The following is a 13,082-nucleotide window of genomic DNA, read 5'->3' on the forward strand; positions in this document are numbered from 1 at the left end:
AAAACGACTCTGACGTATACAGCAATTTTGCGTTACCTGTTAATCGAGAACGAAACACATGAAAAAAACCACATTAGCAATGAGTGCACTGGCTCTGAGTTTAGGTTTGGCGTTGTCCCCCCTGTCTGCTACAGCGGCTGAGACGTCGTCTTCAGCAATGACCGCCCAACAGATGCCAAGCCTGGCCCCGATGCTCGAAAAAGTGATGCCATCGGTGGTAAGTATTAACGTCGAGGGGAGCACGACGGTAAATACGCCGCGCATGCCGCGTAATTTCCAGCAGTTCTTCGGTGATAATTCACCGTTCTGCCAGGACGGTTCTCCGTTCCAGAGTTCACCGTTCTGCCAGGGCGGCGCACCGGGCGCTGACAATGGCGGCGGCCAGCAGCAGAAATTTATGGCACTCGGTTCCGGCGTAATTATTGATGCCGCGAAAGGGTATGTCGTGACCAATAACCACGTGGTAGATAACGCCACGGTGATTAAAGTTCAGTTGAGCGATGGTCGTAAATTTGACGCGAAGATCGTGGGTAAAGATCCGCGCTCCGATATCGCGCTGATCCAAATTCAGGATCCGAAAAACCTGACGGCGATTAAGCTGGCAGATTCCGATGCGCTGCGCGTGGGTGATTACACCGTGGCAATTGGTAACCCGTTTGGCCTTGGTGAAACGGTGACTTCCGGTATTGTTTCTGCGCTGGGACGTAGTGGCCTGAACGCGGAGAACTACGAAAACTTTATTCAGACGGATGCTGCGATCAACCGGGGTAACTCCGGTGGTGCGCTGGTCAACCTGAACGGTGAGCTGATCGGTATTAACACCGCGATCCTCGCACCGGACGGCGGTAACATCGGTATCGGTTTTGCGATCCCAAGCAACATGGTGAAAAACCTGACCTCGCAGATGGTTGAGTTTGGCCAGGTTAAACGCGGTGAGCTGGGCATTATGGGTACCGAGCTGAGCTCTGAGCTGGCGAAAGCGATGAAAGTTGACGCCCAGCGTGGCGCATTCGTCAGCCAGGTGATGCCGAACTCTTCCGCAGCGAAAGCGGGGATTAAAGCCGGGGATGTGATTACCTCCCTGAACGGCAAACCTATCAGCAGCTTCGCCGCCCTGCGTGCGCAGGTCGGTACGATGCCGGTTGGCAGCAAAATCACCCTGGGTCTGCTGCGTGACGGTAAGCCGGTCACCGTGAACCTGGAATTGCAGCAGAGCAGCCAGACTCAGGTTGACTCCAGCTCTATCTTTAAAGGCATCGAAGGTGCCGATATGAGCAACAAAGGCCAGGACAAAGGTGTCGTGGTAAGCGACGTGAAACCGAATTCTCCGGCTGCACAGATTGGCCTGAAGAAAGGGGATGTGATTATCGGCGCGAACCAGCAGCCGGTGAAAAACATCGCTGAACTGCGCAAAATCCTCGACAGCAAACCGGCTGTACTGGCGCTGAACATTCAGCGCGGTGACAGCTCCATCTATCTGTTGATGCAGTAATCTCCCTCAACCCCTTCCTGCACAGGAAGGGGTTTCTTTTTGTGATACTTCCCACAACTCCATACTTCTCCCTTTCGCTTTGTGCATTTGCACAATGTCGCCGCTTATTATCTTCCCTATGCTTGAGCTCTGCTCACAGGAGGGGTTTATGGCTGGTTGGCATCTTGATACCAAAATGGCGCAGGATATCGTGGCGCGTACCATGCGCATCATTGATACCAATATCAACGTAATGGATGCCCGTGGGCGGATAATCGGCAGCGGCGATCGCGAACGTATTGGTGAATTGCACGAAGGCGCGCTGCTGGTGCTTTCGCAGGGTCGGGTGGTCGATATCGACGATGCGGTGGCACGTCACTTGCACGGTGTACGACAGGGGATAAACCTGCCTCTACGTCTGGAAGGCGAAATCGTTGGCGTTATCGGCCTTACCGGCGAGCCGGAGCATCTGCGCAAATACGGCGAGTTAGTATGTATGACCGCCGAAATGATGCTGGAACAGTCGCGCTTGATGCATCTGTTAGCGCAGGATAGCCGTCTGCGTGAAGAGCTGGTGATGAACCTGATTCAGGCGGAAGAGAATACGCCAGCGCTGATGGAATGGGCCCAGCGTTTAGGCATTGATTTGAACCAGCCACGCGTGGTGGCGGTGTTGGAGGTCGATAGTGGCCAGCTTGGCGTTGACAGTGCGATGGCGGAGTTACAGCAATTGCAGAATGCGTTGACCACACCCGAACGTAATAATCTGATTGCGATTGTTTCCCTGACCGAGATGGTGGTGCTGAAACCGGCGCTCAATCAGTTTGGCCGCTGGGACGCTGAAGATCATCGTAAGCGCGTTGAGCAGCTTATTGCCCGTATGAAAGAGAACGGACAGCTGCGTTTTCGCGTATCGTTGGGCAACTATTTTACCGGGCCCGGTAGCATTGCCCGTTCGTATCGTACGGCGCGCACTACCATGATGGTCGGCAAGCAGCGGATGCCGGAAAGCCGTAGCTATTTCTATCAGGATTTGATGCTGCCAGTACTGCTGGACAGCCTGCGCGGTGGCTGGCAGGCCAATGAGCTGGCGCGTCCGTTGGTGAGGCTGAAAGCGATGGATAACAATGGGTTGCTGCGTCGGACATTGGCGGCATGGTTTCGTCATAACGTCCAGCCGCTGGCCACCTCAAAGGCACTGTTTATTCACCGCAATACGCTGGAATATCGCCTGAATCGTATTTCAGAACTGACCGGGCTGGATCTGGGGAATTTTGACGACCGACTGCTGCTGTATGTGGCGTTACAACTGGATGAACAGCATTGATTAATTGCCTGATGGCACTACGCTTATCAGGCAAAATGCCGGGTGGCGGCTTCGCCTTACCCGGCCTACGAATACATTCACGTGCGGTTATTTACGCGTCAGTTTTTCCAGATCGGCTTCAATTTCGCTGATCTTGTTGGTCACGACGCTTTCGAGATGGCGTAAATCATCAAGGATCTTGCGTTTAAGATCGACTTCGCTGCGATCGCGCTGGCAGATCTGATCCAGTTCATCGATCACATAGCGCAGGTTGGGACTGATCTCCTGCACTTCTTTGTAACCCTGGCCGATGCCGTCAGCTACCACCGTTTTGCGCTGACGGGGATATTTGAACTTCACGCTCTTAGCAAAAAACTCGCCTTTATCCTTTTGGAAATAGATTTTCAGGATATCGTTGTTGGCTTCTTGCCGCAGGCTGTAACGATCGATCTCTTCAGGATTAGTAATGCCCAGACTTTTCAGATTGTCATACATAGCGGTACCCTTAAGCTCACTATAACCATTGAATAATTAACGAAAAGCCTTGTTTATGCCACTCGCAGATGTAAAAAAAGCGGGCTAAGCCCGCTTTTTCAAATCGCTGTTAGTCGATAGTGCGCAACAGTTCGTTGATTCCCACTTTGCCACGCGTTTTGGCATCGACTTTCTTCACAATCACCGCGCAGTACAGGCTGTATTTGCCATCTTTCGACGGCAGGTTGCCGGAGACGACCACGGAGCCAGCCGGAACGCGACCATAATGCACTTCGCCAGTTTCGCGATCGTAAATACGGGTGCTCTGACCGATGTACACGCCCATGGAGATAACAGAACCTTCTTCGACGATCACGCCTTCAACCACTTCAGAGCGCGCGCCGATGAAGCAGTTGTCTTCGATGATGGTCGGGTTAGCCTGCAACGGCTCCAGTACGCCGCCGATGCCAACGCCGCCGGACAGGTGTACGTTTTTACCGATTTGCGCACAGGAACCGACTGTTGCCCAGGTATCAACCATCGTACCTTCATCAACATAAGCGCCGATGTTTACGTAAGATGGCATCAGCACGGTGTTACGGGCGATAAACGCACCCTGACGCACGGCCGCAGGCGGAACCACGCGGAAACCTTCCTTCTGGAAGCGCGCTTCGTCGTAGTTGGCGAATTTCATCGGTACTTTATCGAAGTAACGGCTTTCCGCACCTTCGATGACCTGATTATCGTTAATACGGAAAGAGAGCAGGACCGCCTTTTTCAGCCACTGATGTGTGACCCACTGACCCTCAATCTTCTCTGCGACGCGCAGTGCACCGGAATCCAGTAAAGAAATAACCTGATTGACCGCTTCGCGGGTTACGGTATCTACATTTGCCGGAGTAATGTCGGCACGGCGCTCGAAAGCGGACTCAATAACGTTCTGTAACTGCTGCATTGTTAAACTCTTTCCATAATAAATAAAAACATCACCCTTTATCGTTTGGATTGAGGGCCTCTGTCAACCGTTGATGCACTTCCTGCTGCAGCTCATTATTAAGGGCGCGCCGGTCGGCGGTGGCGATTATGAATAAATCTTCTACTCGCTCGCCAATGGTTGTAATTCGGGCGCCATGCAGCGAAATTCCCAGATCGGCAAAAATCTGCCCGACCCGCGCCAGCAGGCCGGGCTGGTCGAGAGCGATAAGCTCCAGGAATGATTTTCGGTCGGTATGGGTCGGTAAAAAGGTGACCTCAGTATCGACGGTAAAGTGGCGTAATTTTGCCGGCTGGCGACGCGGTTGCGGTGGCTGCCAACTGCGCTGCGTGATGGCCTGTTCCAGTCCAAAACGGATCGCTTCGTGTCGATCTGAAGACAACGGGCTGCCGTCCGGTTCCAGCACGATGAACGTATCCATCGCCATCCCATCGCGGGTAGTGAAAATCTGCGCATCGTGGACGCTAAGATTACGCCTGTCCAGTTCAGCGCAGACGGCGGCAAACAGGTAAGGGCGGTCAGGGCTCCAGATGAAAATTTCTGTCCCGCCGCGCGTGGCCTGTGGGCTGAGCAGGATCAGCGGCTTGCTGAGATCGTGTTGCAGCAGATGGCGCGCATGCCAGGCCAGCTGATTTGGGCTGTGACGCACGAAGTAGTTGGCGCGACAGCGTGACCAGATGTGGTGCAACGCTTCTTCATCAATGTTGTCCATTCGCAGTAGCGCCAGCGCCTGAAGCTGATGATGGCGTACACGCTCACGCATATCCGGCGTATTTTGCATGCCACGACGGAGTTGTTTTTCCGTTGCGAAGTACAGCTCGCGTAGCAGGCTTTGCTTCCAGCTATTCCACAGCGTTTCGTTGGTGGCGCAAATATCCGCGACGGTCAGACACACCAAAAAGCGCAGACGGTGTTCCGTTTGTACCTCTTCGGCGAATTGCTTAATTACTTCGGGATCCTGAATATCGCGGCGCTGAGCGGTCACCGACATCAGCAAATGCTGGCGCACCAGCCACACGATCAGCTGCGTTTCGCGGGAATTCAGGCCGTGCAGTTCGGCGAACTTGAGCACATCCTGAGCGCCGAGTACCGAGTGATCGCCGCCGCGACCTTTGGCGATATCGTGGAACAGCGCGGCAATCAGAATCAACTCCGGCTGTCGCAGACGCGGCCATAGATCCACACACAGCGGATGGCGCTGACGGGTCTCTTCGTTAGCAAAACTTTCCAGCTTGAGCATTACGCGGATGGTGTGTTCATCCACCGTATAGGCATGAAACAGGTCAAACTGCATTTGGCCGACAATATGCGACCATTGCGGCATATAGGCCCACAACACGCTGTGGCGATGCATCGGCAGCAGACCGCGGCTCACCGCGCCCGGATGGCGTAACATACTGAGAAACAGCGATCGAGCTTCCGGGATGTAGCACAGCGGCTGCGTTAAATGACGGCGGGCATGACGCAGATGGCGCAGCGTGGTGGAGTAAATCCCGCTGATCGCGCTGTTACGCACCATGATGTAAAACATCCGCAGTATCGCTTCTGGTTTGCGGATAAACAGATCGTCGTTGCGCAGGTCGATCAACGTGCCGCGCAGTTGAAAGTCGTCATCAATCGGGCGCGGTTTTTCATCGGCGGGCATGGCGAGGATCGCCTCGTCGAACAGTTGCAACAGCATGTGATTCAGTTCGCTGACCCGTCGGGTGACGCGGAAATAGTCTTTCATCATCCGCTCGATAGGCTCGTTGCCTTCGCCGCCGTAGTTTAGCCTTTGCGCCACGCTGAGCTGGCGGTCAAACAGCAGGCGGTTGTCGTAACGACTAACGACCAGATGCAGGGCGAAGCGAATCCGCCACAGGATATGCAAACATTCATTCAGCTCGGCGCGTTCAGCCAGTGTCAAAAAGCCGAAGCCGACCATTTCGTCCAGTGAGGTGGCGCCAAAATGGCGGCGGGCCACCCATTGCAGGGTATGGATATCGCGCAGGCCGCCGGGACTGCTTTTGATGTCCGGCTCCAGGTTGTAGCTGGTGCCGTGATAGCGCTGGTGGCGCTGATTCTGCTCTTCCACTTTGGCGGCGTAAAACTTATCGGAAGGCCAGAAACCTTCGCTAAAAATATGCTTTTGCAGCTCCAGAAACAGCGCCACATCGCCGATCAGCAGGCGAGTTTCAATCAGGTTGGTGGCGACGGTTAAATCTGATAATCCTTCCAGCAGACACTCTTCCAGCGTACGCACGCTATGCCCAACCTCCAGCCTCACGTCCCATAGCAGCGTTAACAGCTCACCGACTTTCTCGGCCTGCGCATCAGGCAGCTTTTTACGACTCAGGATCAGCAGGTCAATATCGGAAAGCGGGTGCAGTTCGCCTCGCCCGTAGCCGCCAACGGCAACCAGCGCCAGATCGGCTATTTGCCCGAACCCAGCTTCTATCCACAAACGCTGTAGCAGTTGGTCAATAAATTCGGTGCGGGCCTCAATGAGCTGTTCTGCGGAAATTCCACTGTCAAACGCTTCGCCTAACCAGTTCTGGAAGGTGTCGATATGCGCTTTAATGCCGGAGCAGTTGAGATCTTGCTGTGGCCATGTCCCTGGGTTTTGCGGTTGGCCAGGCAGGGTGGGGAGGGCAGTATTTGCGTGCTGTTCAGGAAGAGTATTCATTATGCGCCACCCATTAAAAAGCCGGATGATGGCGTGAACGCCTTATCCGGCCTACTAAGTAGTACAATTTGTAGGCCTGATAAGATGCGAATGCATCGCCATCAGGCAAAACATTATTCGCCGTGTGTGATGATCGCCGGGATGGTGTCATCCTTGCGTAACGTCAGAATTTCACAGCCGTTTTCCGTCACTACAATAGTATGCTCGTACTGTGCAGACAAGCTCCGGTCTTTGGTTTTCACCGTCCAGCCGTCTTTCATGGTGCGGATGCGGTAATCACCGGCATTCAGCATCGGTTCTATGGTGAACGTCATGCCCGGCTGCAGTACCACACCACCGTCGTCTGCATCGTAGTGCAGAACCTGTGGCTCTTCATGGAAGCCGCGACCGATACCGTGACCGCAGTATTCACGAACAACAGAGAAACCTTCGCCTTCCGCGTATTTCTGAATTGCAGCGCCCAGCGTGCGCAGGCGAATGCCCGGTTTTACCATCCGCAGCGCCAGGTACAGGCTTTCCTGCGTGACGCGGCACAGACGCTCGCCCAGAATAGTAGGTTTGCCGACGATAAACATCTTGGAGGTATCGCCGTGGTACTCGTCTTTAATTACGGTGACGTCGATGTTAACGATATCGCCGTCTTTCAGAAGTTTGGCGTCGTCCGGGATCCCGTGGCACACCACTTCATTAATAGAGATACATACGGATTTCGGATAGCCGTGATAGCCCAGGCAGGCGGAAATGGCCTGCTGCTCATTCACGATATAGTCATTACAGAGGCGATCCAGCTCGCCGGTGCTGACGCCCGGTTTAACAAACGGCGCGATCATTTCCAGTACATCAGCGGCCAGGCGGCCAGCGACGCGCATTTTTTCGATTTCTTCAGGGGTCTTGATTGAGATAGCCATAAATTCTGTCCATCAGTGCCGATGATATCGGCAATAATTGTTTAAGTGCTGCCAATGGTATCAGTCTGGGGTGTACCCTGCCAAATTGAGAATCATTCTGAACTTCGCCTTTCGTGCCACAGATGCGTTGGCTACATTTTTTCACCCCAGTCACTTACTGGTTGTAAGCTCCCGGGGATTCAAAAATTTGCCGCCTTCCTGTAACACGAAATTCATCGTTCATTCAGCACAGACCGCCAACAATTATTGGTGTCGGTGGCGTATTTGTGGTATAAAGCGCGCCGGACTTCCGATCCATTCGAAGACTACACACGATGGACGGGAGCGACAAATCTCACTTTGTGTAACAACACACACGTATCGGCACATATTCCGGGGTGCCCTTTGGGGTCGGTAATATGGGATGCGTGGAGGCTTAACCCCAACTTTTATATATAGAGGTTTTAATCATGGCAACTGTTTCCATGCGCGACATGCTCAAGGCTGGTGTTCACTTCGGTCACCAGACCCGTTACTGGAACCCGAAAATGAAGCCGTTCATCTTCGGTGCGCGTAACAAAGTTCACATCATCAACCTTGAGAAAACTGTACCGATGTTCAACGAAGCTCTGGCTGAACTGAACAAGATCTCTGCTCGTAAAGGTAAAATCCTTTTCGTTGGTACTAAACGCGCTGCAAGCGAAGCGGTGAAAGAAGCTGCTAACAGCTGCGACCAGTTCTTCGTGAACCATCGCTGGCTGGGCGGTATGCTGACTAACTGGAAAACCGTTCGTCAGTCCATCAAACGTCTGAAAGATCTGGAAACTCAGTCTCAGGACGGTACTTTCGAAAAGCTGACCAAGAAAGAAGCGCTGATGCGTACTCGTGAGCTTGAGAAACTGGAAAACAGCCTGGGCGGTATCAAAGACATGGGCGGTCTGCCGGACGCTCTGTTCGTAATCGATGCTGACCACGAGCACATTGCTATCAAAGAAGCAAACAACCTGGGTATCCCAGTATTTGCTATCGTTGATACCAACTCTGATCCGGACGGTGTTGACTTCGTTATCCCGGGTAACGACGACGCAATCCGTGCTGTGACCCTGTACCTGGGCGCTGTAGCTACTACCGTTCGTGAAGGCCGTTCTCAGGATCTGGCTTCCCAGGCGGAAGAAAGCTTCGTAGAAGCTGAATAATAAGGCACGCTCGTTAGAGCCCTTATAGACCAGGTAGTATCACGTTTGGTTAGGGGGCCTGTATATGGCCCCCTTTTTCACTTTTAAATCTGTGCGGTTTCATGCCGGGCAGATCAAATCTTCCGAGGATTTTAGAATGGCTGAAATTACCGCATCCCTGGTAAAAGAGCTGCGTGAGCGTACTGGCGCAGGCATGATGGATTGCAAAAAAGCACTGACTGAAGCTAATGGCGACATCGAGCTGGCAATCGAAAACATGCGTAAGTCCGGTGCAATCAAAGCGGCGAAAAAAGCAGGCAACGTTGCTGCTGACGGCGTAATCAAAACCAAAATCGACGGCAACATCGCTTTCATTCTGGAAGTTAACTGCCAGACTGACTTCGTTGCTAAAGATGCTGGTTTCCAGGCATTTGCTGACAAAGTACTGGACGCTGCCGTTGCTGGCAAAATCACTGACGTTGAAGTTCTGAAAGCACAGTTCGAAGAAGAACGTGTTGCTCTGGTTGCTAAAATCGGTGAGAACATCAACATCCGTCGCGTTGCTTCCCTGGAAGGCGAAGTTCTGGGTAACTACCAGCACGGTGCTCGTATCGGTGTTCTGGTTGCTGCAACTGGCGCTGACGAAGAACTGGTTAAACAGCTGGCAATGCACGTTGCTGCAAGCAAACCAGAATTCGTTAAGCCGGAAGACGTTTCCGCTGAAGTGGTAGAAAAAGAATACCAGGTTCAGCTGGACATCGCTATGCAGTCTGGCAAGCCGAAAGAAATCGCAGAGAAAATGGTTGAAGGCCGCATGAAGAAATTCACCGGCGAAGTTTCTCTGACCGGTCAGCCTTTCGTCATGGAACCGAGCAAATCTGTTGGTCAGCTGCTGAAAGAGCATAACGCTGACGTAACTGGTTTCATCCGCTTTGAAGTGGGTGAAGGCATCGAGAAAGTTGAGACTGACTTTGCAGCAGAAGTTGCTGCGATGTCCAAGCAGTCTTAATTTTTAAAGGAGCCGCCTGAGGGCGGCTTCTTTTTGTGTCTGGCTTGTAAATTCAGCGAACCGCTATAGTGGTCATGCTGAAAAGCGACATACAATGTCGCCGGAATTAACTCATCTCATTCGTTGACAGTCTCAGGAAAGAAACATGGCTACCAATGCAAAACCCGTCTACAAACGTATTCTGCTTAAGTTAAGTGGCGAAGCTCTGCAAGGTTCAGAAGGCTTCGGTATTGATGCAAGCATCCTCGACCGCATGGCTCAGGAAATCAAAGAGCTGGTTGAGCTGGGTATTCAGGTTGGCGTAGTGATTGGTGGTGGTAACCTGTTCCGTGGCGCTGGTCTGGCGAAAGCGGGGATGAACCGCGTTGTGGGCGACCACATGGGCATGTTAGCCACCGTAATGAACGGTCTGGCGATGCGCGATGCGCTTCACCGCGCCTATGTGAACGCTCGCTTGATGTCCGCAATTCCTCTGAACGGCGTGTGTGATAACTACAGCTGGGCCGAAGCTATCAGCCTGCTGCGTAACAACCGCGTTGTTATTTTGTCTGCGGGTACCGGCAATCCGTTCTTCACCACCGATTCTGCAGCCTGCCTGCGCGGTATTGAAATTGAAGCGGATGTGGTTCTGAAAGCCACCAAAGTCGATGGCGTATTTACTGCCGACCCGGCTAAAGATCCAACGGCGACCATGTACGAACAGTTGACCTACACTGAAGTACTGGATAAAGAGCTGAAAGTAATGGATCTTGCCGCGTTCACGCTGGCTCGTGACCACAAATTACCGATTCGTGTCTTTAACATGAACAAACCAGGTGCACTGCGCCGTGTTGTTATGGGTGAAAAAGAAGGCACGTTAATCACGGAATAATTCCCGTTGCGGCTAAATGCAGGTAATATTCCGCTTTAATGTCGCGGGATACGTCCCTCAAAATTAATCAAGACTATACTTGTCACATCTTGCGTGGCGGGTATGGTCTGACTGAAACAAGCTTTCAAGGATTCGTAACGTGATCAACGATATCAGAAAAGATGCTGAAGTACGCATGGACAAATGCGTCGAAGCGTTCAAAAACCAAATCAGCAAAATTCGCACGGGTCGTGCTTCTCCTAGCCTGCTGGATGGTATTGTCGTGGAATATTACGGCACGCCGACTCCGCTGCGCCAGCTGGCAAGCGTAACGGTTGAAGATTCCCGTACCCTGAAAATCAACGTATTTGACCGTTCTATGGGTCCAGCCGTTGAGAAAGCAATCATGGCTTCCGACCTCGGTCTGAATCCAAGCTCTGCGGGCTCTGACATCCGCGTTCCGCTGCCGCCGCTGACCGAAGAGCGTCGTAAAGATCTGACCAAGATCGTACGTGGTGAAGCTGAAGGCGCGCGTGTTGCGGTACGTAACGTACGCCGCGATGCAAACGACAAAGTGAAAGCGTTGTTGAAAGAAAAAGAGATCAGCGAAGATGACGATCGCCGTTCTCAGGACGACGTACAGAAACTGACTGACGCAGCAATCAAAAAAGTTGATGCGGCGCTGGCAGAGAAAGAAGCAGAACTGATGCAGTTCTGATTCGCCTGTACGCTAAAAACGCCGCTTAGAAGGCCTGAGAAGGCTGGATGGCGGCGTTTTGCTTTTTTCTGTCTACATACTCTAAATAATTCAAGTTGCAGGAAGGCGGTGACGCCAAAGGCCGAGTAAAGCCAACGTACATGCAACTTGAAGTATGACGAGTAAAATTCTTCTGGATGTCCGATGAAGCAATTAACCATCCTGGGATCAACCGGTTCCATTGGTTGCAGTACGCTGGATGTAGTACGCCATAACCCGGAAAAATTTCGTGTTGCTGCGTTGGTGGCGGGTAAAAATGTTGCCCGTATGGTAGAGCAATGCCTGGAGTTTGCGCCTCGCTATGCGGTAATGGATGATGAAAAAAGTGCGGCACAGGTAAAAGCTGCTCTTTTGGCACAGGGTAGCCGTACCGAGGTGATGAGCGGACAGCAGGCTGCCTGTGATATGGCTGCGCTGGATGATGTTGATCAGGTCATGGCGGCGATTGTCGGCGCAGCGGGTTTGCTGCCGACGCTGGCGGCAATTCGTGCGAGCAAAAGCATTTTGCTGGCGAATAAAGAATCTCTGGTGACCTGCGGTCGTCTGTTTATGGACGACGTGAAACGCCACAAAGCGCAGCTTTTGCCGGTAGATAGCGAGCATAACGCGATTTTTCAGAGTTTACCGCAACCTATCCAACACAATCTGGGATACGCTGACCTTGAGCAAAACGGCGTCATGTCAGTTCTGCTTACCGGGTCTGGTGGCCCATTCCGTGAAACGCCATTGCGCGATCTGGTCTCTATGACTCCCGATCAGGCATGCCGTCATCCGAATTGGTCGATGGGACGAAAAATCTCTGTCGATTCCGCCACCATGATGAACAAAGGTCTGGAATACATTGAAGCGCGTTGGTTATTTAATGCCAGTGCAAGCCAGATGGAAGTGCTGATTCACCCGCAGTCGGTTATTCATTCGATGGTCCGTTATCAGGATGGTAGTGTTCTGGCGCAGTTGGGTGAACCTGATATGCGTACACCTATTGCCCATACGATGGCATGGCCAGAACGTGTGACGTCCGGTGTTAAGCCTGTCGACTTTTGCAAACTCAGTGCGTTGACGTTTTCCGCACCTGATTACCAGCGTTATCCGTGCCTGAAACTGGCGATGGACGCGTTTGAGCAAGGTCAGGCGGCGACGACCGCACTCAATGCCGCGAATGAAATTACCGTTGCCGCATTCCTGGCGCAGCAGATCCGATTTACCGATATTGCCGATCTCAATTTATCTGTACTGGATAAGATGGATTTGCAGGAACCGCAGAGCGTTGACGACGTGTTGAAGGTCGATGCCATCGCGCGGGAAGTCGCCAGAAAAGAAGTGATGCGACTCTCAAGCTGATGATAATCCCTCTACGGAGAATCGTGCTATTTGTTAGCGTTGGGCTTCAGTGATATAGTCTGCGCCACCCGATCGCGGGTATTTGCTTTTTTTCGGTCGGGTAAGCCGTGGTTTGACACGGCTTTTTTGTGGATAGGCTTCAGTATTCCTGAG

11 protein-coding genes are annotated in these 13,082 nt (G+C 52.5%); 7 read left to right on the top strand and 4 right to left on the bottom strand.

Features of this window, described 5'->3' with window-relative positions; translation table 11 throughout:
- Positions 1-58: 58 nt before the first annotated feature.
- Both degP and cdaR read left to right on the top strand, forming a co-directional pair.
- Positions 59-1,492 carry a serine endoprotease DegP gene (degP, locus tag OGX96_RS02585; protein ID WP_003829191.1) on the top strand — a complete coding sequence of 478 codons (1,434 nt, stop codon included), beginning with the start codon at positions 59-61 and terminating at the stop codon, positions 1,490-1,492.
- 148 nt (positions 1,493-1,640) lie between these two features.
- Positions 1,641-2,798 (top strand): DNA-binding transcriptional regulator CdaR, encoded by a 1,158-nt coding sequence (cdaR, locus tag OGX96_RS02590; RefSeq protein ID WP_003829189.1) that lies wholly within the window; start codon positions 1,641-1,643, stop codon positions 2,796-2,798.
- Between the two features lie 87 nt (positions 2,799-2,885).
- Here cdaR and OGX96_RS02595 read toward each other — a convergent pair whose 3' ends face one another.
- From OGX96_RS02595 to map, 4 genes are all read right to left on the bottom strand, one after another.
- Positions 2,886-3,272 (bottom strand): DUF3461 family protein, encoded by a 387-nt coding sequence (locus OGX96_RS02595; RefSeq protein ID WP_005132126.1) that lies wholly within the window; start codon positions 3,270-3,272, stop codon positions 2,886-2,888.
- A gap of 109 nt (positions 3,273-3,381) precedes the next feature.
- Positions 3,382-4,206 carry a 2,3,4,5-tetrahydropyridine-2,6-dicarboxylate N-succinyltransferase gene (gene dapD, locus OGX96_RS02600; protein ID WP_003829186.1) on the bottom strand — a complete coding sequence of 275 codons (825 nt, stop codon included), beginning with the start codon at positions 4,204-4,206 and terminating at the stop codon, positions 3,382-3,384.
- Between the two features lie 31 nt (positions 4,207-4,237).
- Entirely contained in the window at positions 4,238-6,910 is a 2,673-nt protein-coding gene (glnD, locus tag OGX96_RS02605; RefSeq protein WP_003829184.1) for a bifunctional uridylyltransferase/uridylyl-removing protein GlnD, read from the bottom strand.
- Positions 6,911-7,023: 113 nt separating this feature from the next.
- On the bottom strand, positions 7,024-7,818 hold the full coding sequence (gene map, locus OGX96_RS02610) for a type I methionyl aminopeptidase (RefSeq protein WP_003829182.1): 795 nt from the start codon (positions 7,816-7,818) through the stop codon (positions 7,024-7,026).
- Positions 7,819-8,267: 449 nt separating this feature from the next.
- Here map and rpsB point away from each other — a divergent pair, with 449 nt between their 5' ends.
- The 5 genes from rpsB to ispC all read left to right on the top strand — a co-directional run bounded on the left by rpsB (position 8,268) and on the right by ispC (position 12,929).
- The gene (rpsB, locus tag OGX96_RS02615) at positions 8,268-8,993 is read left to right on the top strand and encodes a 30S ribosomal protein S2 (RefSeq protein WP_003018553.1); all 726 of its coding nucleotides are present in this window, start codon (positions 8,268-8,270) and stop codon (positions 8,991-8,993) included.
- 136 nt (positions 8,994-9,129) lie between these two features.
- A complete protein-coding gene (gene tsf, locus OGX96_RS02620) occupies positions 9,130-9,981 on the top strand; it encodes a translation elongation factor Ts (protein WP_003018551.1) in 852 nt (283 codons plus the stop codon).
- A gap of 145 nt (positions 9,982-10,126) precedes the next feature.
- Positions 10,127-10,852, top strand: coding sequence for a UMP kinase (pyrH, locus tag OGX96_RS02625; RefSeq protein WP_003018549.1), 726 nt, complete (start codon positions 10,127-10,129; stop codon positions 10,850-10,852).
- 139 nt (positions 10,853-10,991) lie between these two features.
- Positions 10,992-11,549 (top strand): ribosome recycling factor, encoded by a 558-nt coding sequence (gene frr / locus OGX96_RS02630; protein ID WP_003018547.1) that lies wholly within the window; start codon positions 10,992-10,994, stop codon positions 11,547-11,549.
- A gap of 183 nt (positions 11,550-11,732) precedes the next feature.
- Positions 11,733-12,929 (top strand): 1-deoxy-D-xylulose-5-phosphate reductoisomerase, encoded by a 1,197-nt coding sequence (gene ispC / locus OGX96_RS02635; RefSeq protein ID WP_003829176.1) that lies wholly within the window; start codon positions 11,733-11,735, stop codon positions 12,927-12,929.
- Positions 12,930-13,082 lie beyond the last annotated feature (153 nt).

Source organism: Citrobacter sp. Cpo100 (assembly GCF_030332595.1).
Taxonomy (GTDB): Bacteria; Pseudomonadota; Gammaproteobacteria; order Enterobacterales; family Enterobacteriaceae; genus Citrobacter; species Citrobacter portucalensis.